We start from the raw sequence: 22,198 nt of genomic DNA, 5'->3' as shown, positions 1-22,198 counted from the left end.
GCCATCCGCCGCGTCGTCGTCTTCTCACAGGACGACCATGTGCCATTCGTCGTTGTGTCTTGCGAAGGCCAGCCCATGCAGTGCCATCATCTCGCAGATCAAGTCATAAATGGGCGCAAAGACTTCAATAGACTTCCAACCATATTCACCAAGCCAAAGTTCATGTAGCACGCGGCGCAGGCGGATCACCAACGCTTCAATCTGCGGGTGCTGCCGGAGCAGTGTGGAAGCATGGGGGGCATGTCCCTCTAAAGTGAGTTCCAATCCGTCGAGGTGGCCCAGGAAATATCCGGCATGGATAAAGACATCCCCAAAGAGCTGCTGAATGTCCATGAATACCTGTAGAGTCTTTTGATCGCGCCGGTAGGCTGCGATCCGTTCTTTGCAGGCGGTGAGACTTTCTTCGAGTACCCGGCAGAACAGACCTTCAAACTCCTCCACGGCCTCTGGCCGGAACGTGGCCGAGGACCGGCACGCCGCGTATTCACTCCAAACATCCATCGCTTTGAGGAACGTCTGCCGGGAACGGTCCCCGCACTCCAGAGGGCGGCCATAGATGCCGGGAAAGGTTCGATAGAGATGCCCTTCGTGATCGACGTGCGCGGCTTCGTGAGCGATACACGCATACGCCAGCGCTTGCTGTTCCTTCTCCGGCGAAAGCGTCATCAGTCCGATGCCAGCCCGGAGAACAATATGGAATCGAAGCTCTTTCTCTCGCCAAACGGCAACGGTTCGACCCATCTCCATCGTGTCGGGTCGGTCAGTCATCTCCAAAGGAACCTGTCCCTCCGGGATGCTTTGTAATGCAGCCCCATCCGTCCGGCAATCGCGGGAAAGCGTGATTCCGTCCAGAGCACGAAGGTCCAGACCAAAGAGAGCCAACGCATACAAGATTTGCTCCATGACAGCGGCGACGGCCTGACATATCTCCGGGGTCTCACAGCTTGAGATGGCAATGCTGCATTGTTTTGGAAGTGGGAGTTTACCTTCCTCGTCGCCATGAAACCGTAATCGAATAGACTCGCTCATGCTGAGGTTCCTGTGCATCCTCCGAAAATGAACGCAGGAGGCAAAATCGACCGCAGGGTCCGAACGGCTCTCAGCAGAGCACAGAGGTATGGATCTGCACTGCTCCTCCGGTTGAGCAAAATACCCGCTACACTGCTTGTCGCAAGAGAAATCATAGCTAACTCCTCGCATTGGCGGGAAAGGGAAAAACGTCTGCGGTGCGCCCCCGCAAACAGCCCTAGTAACCCTCGTCGGGGAGTTCGAAAACCGGCAGAAACACTCGGTTCCATGGACCTTTAGCCGTGAAGCCTGGACATACGTCCACAGCTCCCCGACGCAAAGGCGTAGGGAATCTATCCGTGACCGTCTCCGATCCACGGCGTTTCTGCATGGGTTTCGACACCCAGGGCGGTGCGTACCGTCCGATTCCATCATCGGGCATGTAACCGGGAATGGCAATGGCTTGCTATTGAGCCCTGAATATTTTGCTTTACTGGGGAAAGCCTGCCTGACGAAGCTCGCGCCGCACGGTGCGAAAGACTTCATCATACGGGGGCAACGCTTCCATCTGATGTCCAAGGCGACCGTCCCACAGCGCCTTCAAACGGACTTCTTTTGCGATGATGCGGTCTTCGACGCCATTAATGCTTTTCTCTCGGAAGCGCAGTTTTCCCGTGATGGCTCCGATGAGATGGCCGATTTCGATACCCGCATGAGAGGTCAGGAACCACAGATCGTAGAGGTCACGAGGCTCGTTGCGAGCCCGGTCCTGAAGAGCGACGATTTTTTCAGTAGCGATCTCGTTCAGGCTGTACACGGAGATTGGGCGATCTTCCGGTACGTCCTCAAATTCTGGGTAGGTGCGTAGAACCGGAAGCTGCTCTACCGGAAAAAGCAGGATCTCCGCGACCGTGATGTCCACCTTGACCGTGTTTGATGTCGGCAGCGGTCCTTGATACCGGAGATAAAAGGTGTAGCTGTTGACGTGCGTCTGTCGGTCCTCAGCCTCGAAAGAGAAGCGTATGCCGGAGGCTTGGGCCACCAGCTCATACACCTCTTCCAACCCTTCGCGGATCTCCGTGAATTCCACTCTTCTTGCAAGGGTAAAGTCCAGGTCTTCGGAAAAACGATAGTCCCCGAAGTGGCAGCGTTTGAGCGCAGTGCCACCCTTGAAGATGAGAAGGTCGCGGAGCTTGCTTTGGCTCAAGCCCACCAGAAACCAAGCTAGGCAGTAATCCCGCTCCAGTACGGCCTCGGGAATCCGACGGCCACCATGTTCCTTGTACAGCCGGTTGGCGAGAAGCGAGATGTTGCGCTGCGGAATCATGTGTGCGGAATCGCCTCCAGTTCGTCGATACCGATATTGAGTTGCAGACGCCAGCGCGCTTGAAAAGAACCAGACTTCGGCAGCGTCGGATCGAGGCGGTCATAAGTCGAGGTCAGCTTCGAGCGCAGCGGTTCAAGCTGCTCCGGCGAAGCCATTGCGTAGAGTTCCAACAGGAAGCCGAGCCGCCGCCGCAGAGCGCCGCTCGAAAAGTGCTGCACGTAGTCGAGAAGCTGCGGAACCTTGATGGCTTCTCTACTCATCCAGAGAGCCTTCGCCACCTCCGGGATGCCGCCCGCGTATTGAGGCTGGCGCAGGGCGTCGAGGATCGTCCGCTCCTTGTCGCTGACCATGACGGACTGCTGCTTCGTAATCCACACTTGCGTCAGTCCGAAGAAATCCTCCGGCTTGACCGTGACGAAACGATACTCGTGTCCATGCACGGAGCGCGGCGGCGTCCGCATCGTCGAGCTGACATAGATCGTGAACTGCGGTTGTGTGACCATGCGGTGCAGCTCCATCGCCGAGGCGTGCGAGAGGAAGTAGGGGCGTCCCTCGCACATCTCGCGGGCGATGACATAGGGATCGCCCACATACTCCGTTGCCCGGCCCAGCTCAAAGGGAACGAGCGTATAGAGGCCGGAGCGAAGCCGCGTGACGAGTCCCCGCCGCTCCGCCTTATGGATCAGGGTCCGCACCGATGAGCCGCGCAGTCCGGTTATCTCCTCGGCATCCTGGAGAGTGAACGTGGTCTTGCCGCGTTCGTTGAGTTCCACCCATAGCGCAGACGATCTTGGTCCCAGAGTTTTCGATCCGGGTCCGGCAGTCTTCGGATTGTATTCTGTGCTCATATTGTTCCCCCGCAGGGAACGAAATAAGAACACAGTATCATAACTGGATACTAGTGTCTGCATGAAATGTTCCCTCGTAGGGAACGATCCGTGATTCGGGTATCATTTGGACCCGCGACATCTGCCTTCACGCGGCAGAGGAGTCGGTCGAGATCGACCGCAAAATGGCCTAAAATTGCTTGAAAATCGAGAATAGGGCAAAGGTTTAGAGGGCAAAGGTCACGGGTCCGATAAGGGTCCAATAACCGTTTCCGTGGGTCCAATAAGGCGCTCAGGTAGCCATCCGCTACGCCTGGTATCAACAAGTTACGTGTTACGGATTAGCTGTCACGGCAGAGGTCGCGGGTTCGAGCCCCGTCGTCCCCGCCATACATTCCAAAGGACTTACGGAATATATGGGACCTAAGTGACAAGCAAATCCAGACACATTACGGGCACAATAAGCGGATTACGCTTCTGTACCTGTACGTGCTCCCTTCGCCATTGTGCCCACGCCGGGCACAATCATCTGTACAACCTTGCTCTGTGCGGCACGCTTATGCGAGTTCACGGCCTGCGTATAAACGTCAAGCGTGATCTTGCTGTTGGCGTGTCGTAAAAGCTCCTGGACGGTCTTCACATCTTCCCCGTTCGCCTTCAGCAGCGTGCCGAAGGAGTGGCGGAAGGTGTGCCAGCCGATGTTCTTGTGGATGCCCGCAGCCTTTGCCGCTGGCTTGATGTACCGCTTCATGAGGTTGTCCGGCCAGTAGGGCTGTGTGCCTTTCATGGTCGGGCTGGCGAAGACCCAATCGCTCTCCATCGGATATAGACAGGTTTTTCTCCAACGCAGAAGATCCTCGGCCATGTAGTCGTCCATTGGGACGGGTCTCGCCGACGCCTCTGTTTTGCAGACACCCAATACCTGATGCCAAATGGATTCGGTGACGCGAATCTCCAGATTCTCAAAGTCAATGTCATCCCACTTGAGAGCGAGAAGTTCGCTCACCCGCAATCCGGTCGCCGCGTCGAGCAATACTAACGTGCGTTCCCTGACGGCCAGTTTGGTGAGAAGTGTCTGGAGTTCGTGCAATTCGAGAACATCGGGAATCTTCTCTCGTTTCGCACTTTGCCGAACGAGACGGATCGGATTTCTGTCCGTCCACTCGTACCGCATTGCGTGACTGAAGAGAGCGCTCATAATGTTCCGAATCTTCGCTTTGGTTCCTCTTGCCCGTTCGATGTTCCCCAGCCATTCCTCGACGGCTACAGACTTCACTTGCTGGAGCCGGTGATTGCCCCAACGAGGAGCAATCCAGACGTTTAGGTAACATTCGTAAGCGGCTCGTGTTGAGTGCGCCTTGCGTCCCTGTTCGTCTTCGGTCAGTTCCTTCAACCGATAATGTTCGATCAGTTCCGCTATCGTGCTCGGGCGACTATCCGCTCGCGGGGTTTGTTGGTTGGCGTCGATGCGCAACGCTTGGGCTGCTTTGAGGGCGGATGCTTCTGAGGGGAGAGTGACTACCGTTCCGATGACCGTTTTGCGCTGAGCGCTTTTGCCATCTGGTCCGATTTCCCTCCAACGAAAGACCCAAACATCCGGTCCGCTTAGCCGCTTGTCACGTTGCACGCTTCCTTGTTGATACCGTGTGCGCCTTGGCATAACTACTCCCTTTCTCCGGCGCAACGGATGGCTTTCTTAAAGCCTATCGCTATGCCGGGCAGAGGTCGAGAGGAAAACTCAACTTGCGAGTTGTTCCGAAATCCAGCGGTCAATATCGCTCGCCCGAAAACGCCACATCGTTCCGAGTTGAAAGCCCCGCACTATGCCCTGCCGTGCATAACGCTGAAGAGTTTTAGGATGTACTCGCATGATCGCGGCGGCCTGGTCTGTGTCCAGCAGGGGTTCGGGAATGAATGGCTCGCTGGCAACTGGCTTGCGGCGCAGCTCGGGTGCTCCCTCAAACTTGTGCTCTGAGAACCCTTCCTCTGACGTTTTGCGTAGCACTGGCGACCCCCTCGGACGATCCATCAGCGTCCCGGCATCCCGAATCCCTGATCGTGAGTGGTCAGCTCCAATTTCTCTTCCACGCGCGAGCAGAGTGTATTGCGTTCGGATACTGCCTTGCTGATTACGATTGACGGGAGCAGCTCGAATTGTCCAATTACTTTCTTAAGGACGGTTATTCCAAATTGGAATGACCACATCGCAGCGGTCGATAGAATTTGTAACGGTCTGTGGTGTGAAAACGTCTAAAGGTGTTACAGAGGTCTCAATTAAGACCCGCTGGGCGCATGTACGATCCACTGAAACTGTCTTTCCCATGCCTTAGTACCCGTCCTCTGTACGGGTCTCGGGCCTTCTGAACCCAGGTTGAGCGTCAAGGGGGGCAGCATGGCACGAAACGAACTGAAGTACATGGAAGCGGCAATCGCGGTAGCGGAAGAATTGAGTTTTTCTCGCGCTGCCAAGCGCCTTCACCTCAGCCAGCCAGCCGTTACGAAGCATATTGCTGAACTGGAGGAAAGCCTTGGCGTGGTTCTCTTTGTTCGAGACCATCATTTGGTGTCTCTGACCGATGCGGGCAGAGCGTATGTCGAAGAAGCTCGCATAGCCGTTCTCCACGCGGAACGCGCAGTGCAAGCGGCGCGAGCGGCGGGAAGGGATGCGGAGATGATGTTGAACGTAGGGCGAACGCCTTATGCAGACCCATTCTTCACATCGACGATTCTCGCTACAAGGCTTCCTTTATATCCACGTCTGCGGTTGAACTTGTCGAGCGGCTTTTCTTGCGATTTGGCTCACGAAGTTCTCACAGGGGAGCTTGACTTGGCACTCGTCATTGAACCACCCGACTCCGGTTTGCTGACGGGCCTAAAGATCGACGAATCGCCTTTTTACGTCGTGATGTCAGAAGACGATGAGCTGGCTAATTATCCATCACTGAATCTCGCTCAGCTTGCCGGAAAGCGTTGGATACTTTTTCAGCGTCAAAACCATCCTCCACTCTATGACCTGATCCAGAAACTCACAAATGAGCTACGAATTATCCCATCTGGGATTCAGCACTTCATGGTTCCAGAGGAAGCAATTCCTCTACTCAACGAGCCGGGCGGATTGGTCATCGTCGGCAAATCGGGCGCTCTCCGAATTGCGAGGGCTGGCCTCACAATGAGGCCGCTGGATGAAGCCAGATTGATGATGAACACGCTACTCATCTCCCGTGCAGATAACGAATCACAAGTGATAAGCGAGCTGGTACGAAGCTTCATGCGACGGATGAACCACCTGAAGGACGAAGATCAAATGTCATTGCCTATTCCCGTCTAAGGGAAAAGCGCCGGTCAGCGTTTCATCTGCAATATCTTTACGTTGATGGGTCCAGACGCATCGCACTTCGCGCATGTGATGACACCTCTTGTAATTGTTTTCAGATCAATGTCATCAACCCGGATAACGTGCCCGCATTTGTGGCACTGATGCGTGTGCTCCCATCGAACCGTGACTGCTCGTGAAATCATTTACCGGAAGCCTGTTTTTAAATTGACTAGGGATGCTGTGGACGCTCCGGCACCCACCATGCAGGCACGATCTTCGGAATATGAAGTTTGCGGGCGAGGGGTGTCCATTGCGGTGCGAATTCTCTCGCAACATTTGCGATGACAATATCCAGAAACTCTGTGCCTACACGCTGTCCGGCATGAGAAGCATCATTGAAGCCTGGGGGCAGATAAGCCATACCAACGAAGCCTCCGGCTGTGGCGCTGGCAAAATTGGAGAATGCAAGTGTGTGGCCGCCTGAGTCGGTTCTATCGACAAATGAGAATGCGACAGCATGAAGGATTCGCGAGCCCGCATTCGCGCCTTCCGGCGCGGGTAGATAGCGTGGATCTTCATGCAACAAAGACTCCGCAAGGAATCCAGCCGTGCGTTTGGATGTTTGCGTCGCAAGTGCGCTGCCGTAGAGTCTGCCAAAAGCGCCTCCACCATCGACCCAATCGTGGGGGTAGTTCTTCGGAGGGTCTGCCATACGCAGGCCAGCGCCGAGCGCCGGGAAGACCAATGCAGGCGGTCCAAACGCCTGATGCTCATAAATCCTGAACTTATCGTGGAATGTCAGTCGAGTCTTCGTCAGAATCGGAGGCATTGGTCCAATCGAACCCTGAAAAACTGGCGAGGAACTGGTGCTGACTGGAGCCTGTTCCTGTGGGGAAGCACCACTCTGCGAGGCTTGAGATGAAGGCGCATCCGGTAGCGTAGATACGAGAGCGGCCTCGGATGAAGACTGCGTGCTGGTTGCCTGTTGCGCCGATGCAGGAACCCCGACAACTGAAGCTATAAGAATTAACTTTGTCATCGTGGAAGCGAACTCTAGTGCGAAACCCTGTGTCATTTATCTCCCTGCGCGATCAGGTCAAACTTGAAAAACAGTCATCGTCGTTATGTCAGTCTGAGCGACCACTTTGGAATAATCGTCCCTCAGTTCGACCCCTCCGAATGTCAAGAAGTGTCTTGCAACCAGGGACACTAAGGATGCGGTTCTGTCGCCGTAGTCTCCTTCACCCAGTAACTCGTGCGCGACGAAACCTGTAACTCGGGGTGTCCCTTTACGGCGACCTGAAGCGTGTGAAGGCCGGGAGTCAGTGAAGGGCGGAAACTTAGGATGTAGCGATTGGGAAGGTCGTTGGCGATGGTGTAGAGCTTGGCTTCCAGGTCTTTTCTTCCCGCTCCCGCGTCGAACGGGAGATATTTGCCGCCTGTGACTGATGCCGCGACCTGCGCCACGTTGGCTTCGGAGCCGTCGTCGTCTTGGCCCAACCGGCTCGCCATCACGAGGAATCTTCCCAGCGCTCCATAACCCATACAAGTTCCTGGAGGCGCACCCGGATTTTCCTGAAGGCACTTCGCCTTCTTGGCTCGACCGGGAGAGGGTGTCGTGAGCGTGTTGTGTACCTCTGCTTTGGTGGTTGAGAAGGCCACGCTATAGATTGGGGTATTGGTGGAACGAAGCGCCTGAAAGACATCATCGGGCTTGGCCTGACTGCCTTGATCGAAGGTTTCGCTGATGAGCAGCACGACCCGGCGATTCGCTGCGGGACGCGATTGGAGCAGTCCCGCAGCATACTGGAGCGTATCCAGAATGGCGGCGTCATGATCGCCAGGATGTAGTCGTTGCAATGCAGTTCCCATAGCTTCCATAGAGGGCGTGAAGTCCTGCATCAGATGGGGCTGACTATCGAAGGCGACCAATGCGATTTCGTGGGGCTGCTCCCCGATGATGGCTTCAAGCATGGTCTCGACGCCGCCAAGTGAGGCGATCTCCTGCCGCCCAAAGCCTCCGGTTTCGATGGCCACGACAATCGAAAGGGGTGCCGGGTTGATGTCATCATCCACCGTGACCCTCTGCGCCACTCCGTTGTCGAACAGGGCGAAGTCCTGCGATGAGAGCGAGAACACGGTCTCTCCGGCCTGCGTCGTGACCCAAGTAGGAACGAGAACCAGATTGGCCTCGGTTCTCAAGGATACGGTCGCCTCCTGTGATGCCGGGGCGGTTGGGGCAGGCTGGTTCTGTGCCAACGCGCTGGCAGGAAGAGACACCAGGAGCAAGGCTGCGAGATACAGGTTCATGAATCACCACATGAAGGGGCATGGGACACGATTCCTTGCAGTGGCCGCCCGGTATTCCTGAGACCTATCCTCGCGTGGACCGCACCCGTCGAATGTCAAGAAGTGTCGAGCGAGGAGAGGATAATCGTCTTGTGGTGCTCCGATCAGGTGGTAAGCTCGACGACACTTCTCGACATGACTTCGCTTCACCGGGCGCAAAATAAGAATGAAATGAGCGCTTTCGCACAATCGGTTAACGATGCCTCCCCGCCTCTGCTGCTGATCGACGATGATCTGTCGCTCAGCCGCCTGATCCGTGATTATTGCGAGACCGATGGTTTGACCGTGACCTCTGCCGGAACGGGAGAGGAAGGTATCTATCTATCGCAGCAAAAGCGGTTCCAACTCGTCATTCTGGACGTCATGCTTCCCGGCATCAATGGATTCGAGGTGTTGAAGCGCATCCGGCAACGCTCGAATGTTCCTGTGCTGATGCTGACGACACGGGGAGCAGCGCGGGACCGCATTCAGGGATTGCAAGGCGGCGCGGATGACTATCTCCCGAAACCTTTTGAGCCGGAGGAGCTGATTGCGCGGATACGATCCATCCTGCGGAGAGCCTATCCGACAGAGACAATGGCTCATCTGGAGGTGGGAGACATCACCCTTGACGAAAGCGAAAGGTCGGTAACGGTGGGATCTGTTTTGACCGATCTGACCGGAGCCGAATTTCATCTCCTTCGGTTGCTGCTCGAAAGCCCTGGAAAGCCATTGACCCGAGAAGAACTCGTGCCCCAAATCTTTGGCCGGGATGCCGTTAGCTTTGATCGCAGCATCGACAACTTAGCCGCCAACCTCCGCAAGAAATTAGGACCGCATTTAGGTGGCATTGAACGTATCAAGGGCATTCGTAACGTCGGCTATGTCTACGTCACGGAGAAAGGCGAAATATGAGAATGTTCGCCCGCATCTTTTTCAGCTTCTGGCTGATGATCGTCGCGCTAATTGGGATGACTCTCGCACTGGCCGTCACGACCGTTTCGCTGATACGGCCCAATCATCCCCGCGTTCTGCCGATCTACCCAATACATACATGCGCGGTTGCGACTCTGGATGAATACGAACGAGGCGGACGCGATGTACTGGCTCGTTACCTGGGCACATCGAGAACAAGCTGCTCCGGGGGTGTTGTTGTCCATGCTCGTGACAATCGCCAGTTCTCGGACCTTGGCCCGAAGCTCTCCTCCTTGGAAAGTGCCACCGCGCAACCGACTCCCGAGACCGCAAGTGTCACAGTGCGCGAGCTGCCGCTACATACCGTGGTGGCGATGCCCGGCCCCCTGGGAAGAAATGCCCCCGGTTTCTTCCTGCTCCTGCGGTCTCCCTACGTCTTCTTTTTGAACAGTCCGCGCTCGTTGCACTCTTTGCTGTTGCTGCTGCTATCGAGGATTGCGCTGCTGGCGGTCGTGTCCGGTATTTGCTGTTACGTCCTGACGTTGTATCTCGTCAGGCCCATCATCGGCCTCGGACAGATGGCAGAGCAGTTGGGTGAAGGCGAGCTTGGAACGCGGATTGAAGGTCCGCTCCTCACCAGAAAAGATGAGCTGGGGGAGTTCAGCCGCAAGTTTAACCAGATGGCGAGCGAGATCGAGTCTCTGGTCACGCGGTACAAGCATTTTCTGGCTCATGCTTCGCATGAATTGGGTTCTCCGTTGACCCGCGTGAACATCGCCCTTGGTCTGGCACGAAAAAAAGCGGACTCCGCGTTGCAACCAGAGTTGAATCGCATCGGCCATGAGACGAAGCGCCTGAATACTCTGGTTCAAGAGTTACTTTTCCTAGCCCGTCTGGAGAGTGGGAATGAATTGAGTCGACAGACGTCATTGTTTGACGCTGCATCCATGATCGAGGAGGCATGTGCGGACGCCAGCTTTGAAGCGGCACAGGTTGAAAAGTCCGTCGTACTCCAGAAAACCGAACCGTTCCAAGTCACGGGCCATCGTGAGCTACTGCGCCGGGCACTCGACAATATCCTTCGCAACGGCCTGCGCTTTGCGCGCGAAGCGGGATCGGTGCGGGTGGATGTAACTCATAGTGCGGATAAAAGTGTCGGCACCATCACCGTACAGGATGACGGACCCGGCATTGCTCCTGACCAGGAAGAGATGATCTTTGAGCCGTTCGTCACACTTCCAAACGGCGCGACGGGAGCGAATGAAGGTTCTGGACTCGGACTTGCGATTGCCCGCCAAGCGGTCATCGCCAATGGGGGAAAGATTTTTGCTCGTAGTTCCGAAGGTGGTGGATTGACCGTCACCATTGAGCTACCCATATCCGTTTTATAAACAGATACGATGTCGCATTCAAGAGAGGTATGACCCTTTGATTTCAGGCATTCGACTTAGCGGCAGACTGCTTCCTGAAGGTCGAAGATCAAATGTCATTGCCTATTCCCGTCTAAGGGAAAAGCGCCTGTCAGCGTTTCATCTGCAATATCTTTACGTTGATGGGTCCAGACATTTCGCACTTCGGACAGGTGATGACACCTGTTGTAATTGTTTTGGGGTCGATGTCATCAGCCCGGACAACGTGCCCGCACTTGCGACATTGGTGAGTGTGTTCCCATCGAATCTTTATGGCCCCTTCTCGTGAGATCATCCGTTATGTCTCCGGCTCAGAGCATCGAGAAGGTGCTGAAGCGTAATCACAATAGATTTGTTCATGGCGAACCCGTTACCGGCTTCATTGGAGTCGTTGGTTGAACATTGGCGACAGACTGAATCCAATTTTGGAGCTGCCCCGTCTGACGCAGCAGGTAAATTTGCTGCTTCCGCAATTGGAATGTTGCGTCTAGCATCTCCAAGTAACGCTGCCGCTCAAGAATGCGGGCATTCATCTCATCTTTGGGAGTCATCGGGGAAGTGGAACCCGTCCCGTTACCGAACGTGAGCCGCACAAGCATCGCGTCGAGTTGGTCCTGTGCAATGCCTTGATCGACTTCGGCAAGCTCTGCTTTGGTCTCAAGTTCCGTAATAGAGTGCTGGAGCTTTACGCGAGTCGCGCTTTGTTGCTCGCGTAGAAACTCTACGGTGTGCTCGGCGTGCTGTGCTTCCGCCAATGATTCACGAGCCTTTGCCTTGCGTGTGCTATCGAAGAATGGCAACTGAACCTGGGCGGCAGCATAAGCCGTGTTGTAATTGCCGTTGAGATTGTAGTAAGTGGCCGCTCCATTGAAGGGGCTGATTCGCCCATATTGCGCTGAAAATGCGATCTGTGGCCGCCATGTATTGTGCGAATCGCCAATAGCCTGCTTACGTTTTGCAAGCGCATTCGCCTCGGCGGACAGCACGCTAGGCGTATCTGGATACTCATTCGGACCCTCTGTTGACGATAGAAGGGACGACGGGCGGGACGGGATGCTGCTCGATACTGTTCCTAATTGGTCGGCTGGCAAGCCGATGAGTTGAGAGAAATGGTCATGAAGAGAAGCAACCTCGTCCTCAAGCTGCTCCTGCTGAAGTTTGATTTGAAGGGCGGTGCGACGGGCCTGTTTCAGTTCCAATTGCGATTCCATGCCCGCATCAAGCCGGAGCTGAACAATCGAAACCAGCCTGACGGCATAGCCATATTCATCGCTCATTGCTTTCTGCCGTTGCTGCACCCGGTCCAGAGAAATATAGGTGATCGCTGTATCTTCCTCGACCTGTTCCCTAACGTCCACCAGCGTTGCGCTTGCGGCCTGGACGCCTGCCCGCGCCGCCCGGATGTAATCGAACTGAGAGAAGTTGAATGCCAGTGATTGCGCGTTGAGCGTGAATATCGTTGGTACGCTCGTCGTGATTCCGTATGACGGCCCTGCGCCGATGCTACCGGATAGGCTCGGAATAAATACTGCCTTCGATTCCGAAAGACTGGCCGTCGCTTTGTTTAGATCGTCCTGGGCCATTTTGACCCGAGGGCTATTTTGTAAGGCAAGATCCACTGCCGAGGTAAAGGAAAGTTGGGCAGAAGCCGAAATTGTGGTGAACAAACAAATAACGATAACTACCGAAAGACTGACTCGACGCACAGACAGATTGACCCAGCTCTCCAATACGTGATGTACGATTCCATCTGCAATCGCTGTGCATTGGACGCCCGCCAGGACTCCACTGAAACTCGTGATAAGAGATGGGAAGAAGGCGAACATGGCATCAGTGGCGTCCGATGGTTCCTTTGTCCTTGGAGTGAGTTGTAATCCATCGAGCTAAGAACTCTTGCTCCAGAGCTGTTACGCCTCTCAACGCGAAGCCTTCTACAGCACCATTGATAACCGTCACAGCCCCTTTTCTGTCACCCGGAGCAAGGTAGCTGTTGGAGATCGCGCCCGAAGCAAGATCGCCGAGAATTCCTGAGTAGTTCGGTTGCCACTTTCCGTCGTCGCCTTTGGTTCTCACGATGGTTGCAAGGGCATAGCCTATCCGCGATGGAATGCTACCCGTCCCCTTGTAGAAGTAGCGTGGGTCTTGATGTAACAGAGCGGGCAAGGCACCTGCACCGATGATGCTGCCGGTTACGATGTCCCCGACCGTAGCACCATACCGTTTGCCGTATCCGGCGGCACCGCGTCCATAGCCGGGATAGTCATTGTTCGCCTGTTCGACACCAGCGACGGCTCCGGCGTAAATGAAGGTAAAGGGATCGACGGCGAATCTCGTGGCAAGCCGCATTTTTTGCCCCGCCGTGAGCGGGGCTGGATTTGAAATGTAGGTAACGTAGAAATTCGGCTCGATGAAAAGGAACCGTTGCTTTTCCTCCGCCTTGATCTGCGCTTCGGCTAATTCATATTGCGTCTGAGCACCTACCTCGACCGTCGCGGTCGCGGCAGCAACCTGCATTGTGGTGGGGGACAATTGATAATTCTCGCCCGCGTGGAGAGAGATGCCGGTTTTCACAACCGGGGCAAAACCCTTGGATTGAATCGTGATCGTAAAGATGCCCGCATCCAGCGGGGCAAAAGTAAAGATGCCTTGTTCGTTCGTTACGGCCGTTTTCTTGTCATGGCTAACGGCATTTTCGAGTGTTACCGCTGCACCGGCGATGACCGCGCCACTAACGTCTGTCACAGCGCCACTGACGTTCGCCGTCGGCTGATCGGCTGAAACTGACGTGGAGACCTGGGGAACAGGGGCATCGGGCAGCTCGCCCGACGCCAGCAACGCTTGCTGCGCCGATAAACTTGCGGCAAGGAATGGAAGCATGACGATGACGGCCCAAGAGGGGCAGATGAAGAACTTGCATCTTGTCCCTCCCGTCGCCGGTCGCCAACGTTTCATGCCGTTATGCTTTCCTTCACCATCCCAGTGGTTGTCCCGATCACACATGGATTGACTGTATTGGAATGAAAGAAATAAGGAATCGGCCATCAGCATGAGAACGGTTCTCCTACTTCTGGGGGAGACGGGAGCGTATCGCATTTATCCTAGAGAGAAGAGAAGTGCTGAGGAGTCTCTGACTAATGGCCGATGCGCAGGAGGTCGATCTCTCGTACGGTAGCTTCATGGTCTTGCGGAAACCGCTCTTTTTCTGGCTCCGTTGGGGTGGATTCGTGCTCGCTCTCACCGATGTTGTGAGCGGGATGCAGACCCTTCCTGGAACCTACAGAAGCCTGAATCTACTGTTTTGGAGCAAGATTGCCTTTGCACTCGTATATGGCTTTCTTTTTGTGCGCAACATTCCCCTGCGGATCAATCTGGCACCACATAGAGAACGCTCCCTGCTGCTGCAAATTCTCCTTGGAGTGGCATTGAGCCTTGATCTCACAAATCTGTCGGTGTTCTGTATCCCCTTCTGCGTTCCTGTAAACCGCCGCTATCGCTGGGGCGCAATCGCTGTCGCTTTCACGTTCGCGGCACAACTGATCCGCATCTTCATCTACAGAAACGTTGCGCTCCCCCAATTGGCTCAGATAGCACATTCGCCATTCAAGATAGTAGTGGCCTTGTTTGACATGACCGGGAACTATATCTGGTTTGGCTTCAGCTTTTTGGGTGCGTGCTTGTTATTTGAACTTGCGAAACGCCAGCATCAGTTAGTGATTGCAAATCATAAGCTGGTCGATCTGCAAGCTCAGATAAAGGAATCGGCACGAATTGAAGAGAGACTCCGGCTGTCCCGTGAACTGCATGATGCTGCGGGACACTATCTCACCAGTTTGAGCATTCAGTTGGAGATTGCACAACATCGGGCTGCGGAAGCGGTACTACCGCCCATTGCAAGAGCGCAACTCATTACGCGGGTGCTGCTGGCGGAGATACGAGAATCGGTTTCGGCATGGAGGGAAGACGAAACAAGAGAGCTTTCGAGTGCGCTGAAAGAGCTGCTGCGGGATGTAACGGGTGTGCAGACCCACCTCGACATACAGGGAGACATTGCGGGTGTACCGGTTTCGGTATCGCATAGTCTGTATCGCTGCGCACAAGAAGCGGTAACAAATGTGCTTCGACATTCCGAAGCGAAAAATCTATGGATTCAGTTGGCCCGCCAAGATGGAGCTATCGTCCTTACGATCAAGGATGATGGAGGCGGCTGCGGTGAAGTTACGAAAGGCAATGGGCTACGCGGGATGCAATCGAGAGTAGAAGAAATGCGCGGCACGCTCCACGTAGGCTCTCTCAGCGATGGAGGATTTGCTGTAGCTATAGGAGTTCCTATTGAGGAGGAACAGACGGCATGAGAATTGTGCTCGTAGAGGACGAAACGCTGGTGCGGCTTGGCCTGTGTGAGCTTCTGAATCTGAACAAGGGCTTTGAGATTGTGGCGCAGGCCGATGATGGCGTAGGCGCAATCGAAACGATCATGCAAACGGAGTCGGACGTGGTGTTGATGGACGTTCGCCTTCCTGGTCTGTCCGGGGTTGACGTGCTCAAGGAAGTGCGACAACGAGGACTGACAACGCCGATCATCTTGATTACTACCTTCGACGATGACGATATGTTTTTTCGCGCAATCCAGAACGGCGCGAATGGGTTTATCCGCAAAGATTCTACTTTAGCGGACCTGACTTCATGTATCGAGAAAGTGATTGCCGGAGAGCGGGTGTTCCGTCCCTCGGTGACTCAGAGTGCGCGTACCGGCCTTGAAGCCTTCCAGCCGAAGTTCGAGAGTATGGAACTTCCAGAACCCCTAACGAAGAAAGAACTGGAAGTGCTGGCATTAATGACTGCGGGCCTCAGCAATAAAGAGATTGCGGAAAGCCAGGGTGTCACCGAAGCAACCATCAAGACACAAGCGTCGGCAATTTTTGCGAAGCTGGGTGTGAGAGACCGGGTCCGTGCTGTGCTGAAAGGTTTGGAGATCGGTTGTATCTAACATGCCGAATTAAAGAACCTCAGTAATGCTGTCAAGCACGCGATTCTGTTGTACATGCCCGTCGTGTTGGGGCATGGCATAACAAATTAGGGTTTGGATGAGTCTATCGAACTCAACCACATCGGAAGGAAATCGTAAATGAGGCTGTCGTCTGTTGCTGCATTGGTACTTACCGCTGGCATCGTAACTATATCTGTCCGGCAAGTGAACCTGGCTGATTATTTCTGACGTAATGGGAACGATCTGCAATGACTTGTTGTGAACCAACCGCTTTAATAGCTCCTTCAAAAGAGGTGTGTTTGTGGCCCTGCGTATTCAAATCAGTGCAGAATTGTTTTTGTCGTCACTTGTAGTCATTGGTTTCTTGTTGGTTCCCACATGCACTTACGGAGCCGACCGCAAATCGACCGCGCTGCTTCACCAAGCGATTCAGGCACAGGGGGGCGAACAATCACTGCGCGCATTAAAGAATGTGCAGTGGGAAGCCTTTGGCTATCGGAACGAATTGGAAGAGTCCGAACGGCCCGAAGGCCCGTACATTACTGAGTTCGACACGCTAACGGAGGTCCATGATTTCGCGGGCAACCGTTATCGCAACGTCACAGACGGCGTGGTTTATCCCGTCTTCAAGTCCTCGTCCGGCAGTGTCGCCGATGGCAACATCGTCATGCGCGTTTCGGGCACGACCAAGAGCGCAGGCACGCCGCAGCAATTGGAAGTGATACGCGAGCGCGAGGCTTTAAGCCCGGAGCGGCTGCTTCTTACAGCTCTGGACGCACCGGATACTCACACAGAACCGGATGCAGTTTTGCAATCCGTTCCTCAAAACGTGGTGGCATTCACCTTGGACGACGCCCCGGTGCGCATCTACCTCAACGCATTCACTCATCTGCCTACGGCGGTTGATTACTCCGGCCCACTGGCACGGAGCGGCTACTGGAAGTTCCTTGGCGACGTGACGATGCGTACCTATTACAGCCTCTGGTGGCTGGCGAAGGGCGGGATTCACCTTCCGATGCAATGGAACATTGAGAGCAATGGATTGCCGGATCAGATGTATGTCATTCGCAAACTGCAAATCAATGAACCGCTGATCGAAGCGGACCTGACGATCCCTCAAGAGGTCCGTGCTCAATACAAGCCTGATACTCCCCCTTTGAACCTTGACAGCATTCCATTGGGCAATCCCAACAAACCAGCGCAGGAATTAGCACCTGGCATTGTGTTTATCCCCGGATCGTGGAACGCGACCTTTGTACGCCAGGACGATGGCATCGTGATTCTGGAAGCACCTATCTCCTCCGGCTATACGGCAAAGGTCATTGCGGAGGCACGCCATCGCTTCCCCGGACAACCGATCAAGGCGGTCATCACGACATCGGATTCATGGCCCCATCTCGCAGGCATACGGGAGTGCGTCGCACAAGGCATTCCGATCTACGCGCTCGATCTCAACCAACCGATTCTTGAACGTGTCATCGCAGCTCCGTATACAAGCAGACCGGATGCTCTGGAGCGTAGTCCACGCAAACCTGTATTCCATTTGGTTCACGACAAGACAGTCCTTGGGACTGGCGCAAATCGTATCGAAATCTATCCGATACACGGAGAGACCAGTGAACGGCAAATGATGGTCTACTTCCCGGAGCATCGTCTCCTCTACGGCAGCGATCCTTTCCAACGTCGTCAGGATGGCTCATTCTTCTACCCTCAAACCGTGACGGAATTGATGGATGCTGTTGTGCGAGAGCATCTGACTGTGGAGCAGTTCTTCATGATGCACATCGGTCCGACACCGTGGGCTAATTTAGCCAAAGCGGTAGCTGCCGCCCAAGTGCAGGACACTCCCAATGGAGTTCTATAGGGTCATGCTCCCGCACGGCATCGGCAAATCCTTATCTTGTTAACAATTTCAAGCCCGTCGGGTGGGAGTGCATGGCGCCGCTTCCTGTGGAAGCGGCAACGCACGGGGCGGGAAGGACGGGCGCAAAGAAAGGAGCCTGCCGGCAGGCAGGCTCCTAAGAGAACAAAGGTGAAGACTAGGCAGCCTTCGCCTTCTTCGCGGCCTTGGGTGGGGTTTTAGTTACAGGCTTCTTCACGGACTGCACTTTCTCTTTGGCAGCAAACTCCTGCTTCACCTTGAGAGCGATAGCATCGGTGTCCACCTTGTACACGGTGGCGGCATCGCGGAGAACCAGCGCGGCGTTCTGCCGTGTGGCTGCGTGGAGGATGGTCAGTTCGACCAACACGCGGCCTAACACGTTCTCTTCAGCACGTCGCACATAGGCGGCAAACAGCTTCCCGATGGAGTCGCTGTCTTTGGCCTTCTTGATGCCGTGTTGCTTGGCGACCACAGCGAGACGGTTTTCGTCCAGCAAGGAAGCCAGCCGCTCCACCACGAAAAGCAGGTCACGCTTCATCAGACGCACCGGAACGGCTGCGGTGATGGCGGCAAGGATGCGGATGCCGGTCGCATTGGAAATTGCGGCCTCCCTGCGCTGCTTCTCCTGTTCGGCCTTCCACTTCGTATCGTCCGCGACCTTCTGCGGACGCTGCTTGGGATGATGCACCGGGCAGGTTGGCTCCGTGCATACCTTACGCAATTGCCCTTTGTCGATGCCTTCGGAGACGATAGCTTCGGTGGTGTATTTGCAGGTCTTGAACTCCGGTCGCGTGGCCTCTTCTTTGGTCGCGGGCTTCTCAGGCCGGACTTCAACGTACTGGTTGCGCGGCAACGTGGCGCTGCCTTCCTTCTGCTGTCCATAGGCCGTGCTGATCTGCACGAGCTTGGGTTTGGTGGCGATGGTCTTAGCTACGTGGGCATCCACCTTAGCCTGATAGCAGCTAGGCGAAGTGCAAGCGTCCAGTTTGCCAAGGTCGGAGAACAGGAGTTTGTTATGCCCTGTCCGCATGGGGCAGTCCACGCAACTCCCGGCTGCTGGCACAAGCTGCCCGTCCCGCTTGTCGAACGGCGCGAGTTTGAGGATGAGCAAGATGTTCGACTCAATCCAGAATTGCAGACTGCGGACGGGGAGCAGGATGCGTTTCGGCTTCTCGCCTCCCGCGCTCCAATCCTGTTTGAAGCAAGCGGCAAGCGCCTGTTCCTGCTGATCGGGCTGGAGCTTCGCCAGTAAGAGCGCATGACCGACGCCGATCTCCTCGCGGTAGAAGGCTTCGACCACTATCGGCGCAAGCTCGGTCAGCTTCACACGAGCCGCGACGTAAGCCGGATTTTTCCCGGTACGTGCGGAGATTTGCTCGATGGAGTATTTCGGCTCGTCCAGATTCAGGAGAGCGCGAAAACCGCTGGCTTCCTCCATTGGATGAACGTCACGCCTCATCAGGTTTTCGACCAATTGAGCCTCTAAGGTTTCAGCGTCGGTGAGATTGACGATACGGACGGGTACAGTTTCAGCCTCGGCCATCTGCGCGGCGCGGTAACGCCGTGCTCCTGCCACGATCTCAAAACCGCGTTCATTCAAGGGACGCACAAGCAAGGGAGAGAGAACGCCCTGGGTGCGGATGCTCTCTGCCAATTCCTTCAAAGCTGCATCCTCGAAGATGCGGCGCGGGTTGGTGGTGGACTCGGTGAGCAAGGCAAGCGGAAGATTGCGGTACTCGGTAGCGTTGATAACGGTGGTGTTCATGGGGATGGCTCCTTTCGAGCGGTTGCACTGCATGAGGTTGTGGAGCGAACGCGCTGCCCTGTGTCCGCTCCGCTGCGGAAAGGGTTTAGGCGCGTGGGGTCTTCTGCCGCTCGAAGGCTTCCACGAATCCCTGCAAGCGCAGGTTGTTGTCCCACGTCTTAGCGAAACGCTGGTGCTGCTCGTGCAACGCGATCAGGTGAACGTAGTTCCCGCGCACGATGTTCCGGCTCCACTGCTCCACGCCTAAATAATCGTTGCGATAGTAGAACGCGGAGAGATGCGCTCCACCGGCTAGGCCAAGCTCGAAACACATCTCCGGGTCACGCATGGCATCGCCGTTCTGTTCGCCATAGTGCGCGACAGAGAGCGCGGGGAGTCCCATCGGGCCGGACTCGTCCATCGCCTCGATGACAAGCTCCATGTATGGGGCATTGTCGATTTTGACGTACAGGCCGGGATGCCAACCCCCGGCCATCTTGAGGATTTGAAGGATGGTCTGCATTACGCCACCTTCGCCAGTTCTGCATCGGGCATCGTCGCGGCTGCGGACGGCTGCAATGCGGCAAGGATGACGGCTGAGGTCTGCTGAATGACTTCCAGACTTTCGGCTAGGAGTGAAGCATTGCCGTGGTAAAGCTGGATGTAGTCGGCACTGGCCGAACCCGTCTCCAGCCCTACGGCCTTGCCGATGACAAAGGCGATAGCCTCGGCCTCGGTTTCGCGCACTGTCTTCGTCGTTGCCGTGCGCCGCTCGGCCTTGTGCAGCATCTCGTGCGCCAGCTCGTGAACAAGCGTGCTGAACTCCTCGGCCTTCGACTGACCGGGCAGGATGGCGATGCGTCCGCCGTAGCTCATGCCAAGCGCGGGGGCGATGCGCTCGGTAAAAGCAAGTTCGATGCCCTGACGTTCGATGAAGGCAATGAGACGGTCGCGGTTCTCGCCTACATCGCCGGAAATCTCCCGCATCGTGGGAATCTCCGCGCCTTCGGTCTGCGACACATCGAAGACATACGCCGAACGAAACCCAACCAATACGGGCTTATTGATCGCGGCGGGGTCTTTGCTGGCCTGCACTTCCTCGTCTTTCTTGCGACGAATGCCGACGATGGGGGCAAGGATGCGGATGCCCTTCTCGCCCTTCTTCACGCTGCGGCCAAACTCTTTCCACTTCCAGAATCCGGCAACGCGGGTTGCATCCGGCTTCTGCCGTGCGATTTCGAGGATATTGCCAAACGAGTAGTTATGAAAGCGGCTCATCGCATTGAGGTAAGCGGTGAGTGCATCGGAGTGTCCGGCCTCTAGCTGCTCGATGAGGTTCTGCACGTTGGCGGCGATTACTTCTTTCGCCGTCTGTGGCTGTTGCTGCGGTCTTTCAGGGTTTTCGGTGGTGGGACGATTGCGGCGGGTAGTGGCTACGGTGGTGGCTATGCCATTGCTGGCGGTGGATGCGCTGTTGCTGTTGATGTTGCTTTGATATTCCATTGTTTTTGCCTCTGTCTGCCCGGTGGGCGTTTTGTGTTTCTCACAGCGCAGCGAGACCAAAACGATCCACTGGCAGACAGAGCAGAACGAGGGCAGTGAGGGTGGGGAGGCCGGAGTGGTGGGCGGGGCGCGTGACAAACACGCTCTATCGTTTGGCGCGAGACACGCTTATCCGAACGGACTCCACAAGGCCCGCTTGAGGGGCCGTCCACCCTTGCGAACCGAAGTGGGGCCAAGCCGCGCGTCAGCGCAACATAGGGTTTGCTGTTGTACTTGCTTTTAGGTTTTCAGGGTCGGCGTTGCGGGCAGGAAACAGGCCCGCAGAGGAGGGTGGCGCAAGACGCAGAGCGGCTGACGCCGGGGAGGAGACACCTCCCCAGCGAGCAGGGTTTTCTCAATGATTGGGGCTGGACTACCGGGGAATAGCGGGAGTGGAGTAATCCTTGAGGAGCCGGGGCTGTCCCCCGTCATCCCGAGTCATCTTGGCTTCGAGCGAGGTAGAAGTTTTCAGACAAGAGGAAAAGACCGTGCCATCGGTGAACTCGATACAGATTTCAGGGCCTTCGCCGCTGTCTTCGTAGAGCGTGAAGGCTTTCACGACTTTCCCAATAAATTCTTCACAAACCACCATTCAGGATTCCTTTCTGCCTCCACTCTATTGACCTCATGGGTCGATGGAAAGAGGACGGTGCGCTCTCAGATAATGGCTACTCTTTAGGCCGATACTCAATTTTCCTAAAACAAAATCAACAGCACGGGATCTGCACTTCTCAGACCTGATGCAACATCGTCTTTATGAATTCGCGACAAGCGCGGTTGTGCCGACGACCACCGGAACGGTAGTCGTGAACAGTAAACATACGCCGGGACTTTCGGCGCTGCGCATCTTTGGCGTCAAGGAAGATCAAGCGGTCTCCTCCAACGGTCAAGGGAGAAACGTTTGCGGTGCGCC

General features: G+C 55.5%; 18 protein-coding genes. 6 read left to right on the top strand and 12 right to left on the bottom strand.

The window, feature by feature from the left end; all coding sequences use genetic code 11:
• Positions 1-24 precede the first annotated feature (24 nt).
• The 4 genes from FTO74_RS16400 to FTO74_RS16385 all read right to left on the bottom strand — a co-directional run bounded on the left by FTO74_RS16400 (position 25) and on the right by FTO74_RS16385 (position 4,822).
• Positions 25-1,029: a hypothetical protein gene (locus FTO74_RS16400; RefSeq protein ID WP_162539106.1), complete on the bottom strand. Its 1,005-nt coding sequence runs from the start codon at positions 1,027-1,029 to the stop codon at positions 25-27.
• 469 nt (positions 1,030-1,498) lie between these two features.
• Positions 1,499-2,335, bottom strand: a complete 837-nt coding sequence (locus tag FTO74_RS16395; protein WP_162539105.1) for a nucleotidyl transferase AbiEii/AbiGii toxin family protein — start codon at positions 2,333-2,335, stop codon at positions 1,499-1,501.
• On the bottom strand, positions 2,332-3,108 hold the full coding sequence (locus tag FTO74_RS16390; RefSeq protein WP_220399043.1) for a hypothetical protein: 777 nt from the start codon (positions 3,106-3,108) through the stop codon (positions 2,332-2,334). The genes FTO74_RS16395 and FTO74_RS16390 overlap by 4 nt, the downstream gene beginning before the upstream one ends.
• Before the next feature lie 523 nt (positions 3,109-3,631).
• A complete protein-coding gene (locus tag FTO74_RS16385) occupies positions 3,632-4,822 on the bottom strand; it encodes a site-specific integrase (protein ID WP_162539103.1) in 1,191 nt (396 codons plus the stop codon).
• A gap of 732 nt (positions 4,823-5,554) precedes the next feature.
• On the opposite strand from FTO74_RS16385, the gene FTO74_RS16375 reads away from it, so the two are divergent.
• On the top strand, positions 5,555-6,490 hold the full coding sequence (locus FTO74_RS16375) for a LysR family transcriptional regulator (RefSeq protein WP_162539101.1): 936 nt from the start codon (positions 5,555-5,557) through the stop codon (positions 6,488-6,490).
• 217 nt (positions 6,491-6,707) lie between these two features.
• Here FTO74_RS16375 and FTO74_RS16370 read toward each other — a convergent pair whose 3' ends face one another.
• Entirely contained in the window at positions 6,708-7,307 is a 600-nt protein-coding gene (locus FTO74_RS16370; protein ID WP_162539100.1) for a hypothetical protein, read from the bottom strand.
• 380 nt (positions 7,308-7,687) lie between these two features.
• Positions 7,688-8,680: a VWA domain-containing protein gene (locus FTO74_RS16365; protein ID WP_162539099.1), complete on the bottom strand. Its 993-nt coding sequence runs from the start codon at positions 8,678-8,680 to the stop codon at positions 7,688-7,690.
• Between the two features lie 282 nt (positions 8,681-8,962).
• Between FTO74_RS16365 and FTO74_RS16360 the strand changes: the two genes are divergently transcribed.
• Positions 8,963-9,721 carry a response regulator transcription factor gene (locus tag FTO74_RS16360; RefSeq protein ID WP_255462339.1) on the top strand — a complete coding sequence of 253 codons (759 nt, stop codon included), beginning with the start codon at positions 8,963-8,965 and terminating at the stop codon, positions 9,719-9,721.
• Between the two features lie 2 nt (positions 9,722-9,723).
• Entirely contained in the window at positions 9,724-11,112 is a 1,389-nt protein-coding gene (locus tag FTO74_RS16355) for a HAMP domain-containing sensor histidine kinase (protein WP_162539098.1), read from the top strand.
• 374 nt (positions 11,113-11,486) lie between these two features.
• Here the strand turns inward: FTO74_RS16355 and FTO74_RS16350 are convergent, their stop codons facing one another.
• Positions 11,487-12,956, bottom strand: coding sequence for a TolC family protein (locus FTO74_RS16350; protein WP_162539097.1), 1,470 nt, complete (start codon positions 12,954-12,956; stop codon positions 11,487-11,489).
• A gap of 4 nt (positions 12,957-12,960) precedes the next feature.
• Positions 12,961-14,178 (bottom strand): carboxypeptidase-like regulatory domain-containing protein, encoded by a 1,218-nt coding sequence (locus FTO74_RS16345; protein ID WP_162539096.1) that lies wholly within the window; start codon positions 14,176-14,178, stop codon positions 12,961-12,963.
• A gap of 86 nt (positions 14,179-14,264) precedes the next feature.
• Here FTO74_RS16345 and FTO74_RS16340 point away from each other — a divergent pair, with 86 nt between their 5' ends.
• The 3 genes from FTO74_RS16340 (at position 14,265) to FTO74_RS16330 (ending at position 17,981) form a co-directional block, all read left to right on the top strand.
• Positions 14,265-15,482 (top strand): sensor histidine kinase, encoded by a 1,218-nt coding sequence (locus FTO74_RS16340; RefSeq protein ID WP_162539095.1) that lies wholly within the window; start codon positions 14,265-14,267, stop codon positions 15,480-15,482.
• A complete protein-coding gene (locus tag FTO74_RS16335) occupies positions 15,479-16,117 on the top strand; it encodes a response regulator transcription factor (RefSeq protein WP_162539094.1) in 639 nt (212 codons plus the stop codon). The genes FTO74_RS16340 and FTO74_RS16335 overlap by 4 nt, the downstream gene beginning before the upstream one ends.
• Before the next feature lie 301 nt (positions 16,118-16,418).
• Positions 16,419-17,981 (top strand): hypothetical protein, encoded by a 1,563-nt coding sequence (locus FTO74_RS16330; protein ID WP_162539093.1) that lies wholly within the window; start codon positions 16,419-16,421, stop codon positions 17,979-17,981.
• A 175-nt stretch (positions 17,982-18,156) separates the two neighbouring features.
• Here the strand turns inward: FTO74_RS16330 and FTO74_RS16325 are convergent, their stop codons facing one another.
• The 4 genes from FTO74_RS16325 to FTO74_RS16310 form a co-directional block, all read right to left on the bottom strand.
• Complete coding sequence (locus FTO74_RS16325) at positions 18,157-19,764, bottom strand: ParB/RepB/Spo0J family partition protein (protein WP_162539092.1); 1,608 nt, start codon at positions 19,762-19,764, stop codon at positions 18,157-18,159.
• An 85-nt stretch (positions 19,765-19,849) separates the two neighbouring features.
• Positions 19,850-20,266 (bottom strand): hypothetical protein, encoded by a 417-nt coding sequence (locus FTO74_RS16320; protein WP_162539091.1) that lies wholly within the window; start codon positions 20,264-20,266, stop codon positions 19,850-19,852.
• Positions 20,266-21,246, bottom strand: coding sequence for an ArdC family protein (locus tag FTO74_RS16315; protein WP_255462338.1), 981 nt, complete (start codon positions 21,244-21,246; stop codon positions 20,266-20,268). Before FTO74_RS16315 ends, FTO74_RS16320 begins: the two co-directional genes overlap by 1 nt.
• A gap of 412 nt (positions 21,247-21,658) precedes the next feature.
• Entirely contained in the window at positions 21,659-21,877 is a 219-nt protein-coding gene (locus tag FTO74_RS16310) for a hypothetical protein (protein WP_162539090.1), read from the bottom strand.
• Positions 21,878-22,198: the final 321 nt, after the last annotated feature.

Source organism: Granulicella sp. WH15, from assembly GCF_009914315.1.
Taxonomy (GTDB): domain Bacteria; phylum Acidobacteriota; class Terriglobia; order Terriglobales; family Acidobacteriaceae; genus Edaphobacter.
Note: the sequence above shows the minus strand (reverse complement) of the source record. Positions and strands in the feature narration are given on the sequence as shown.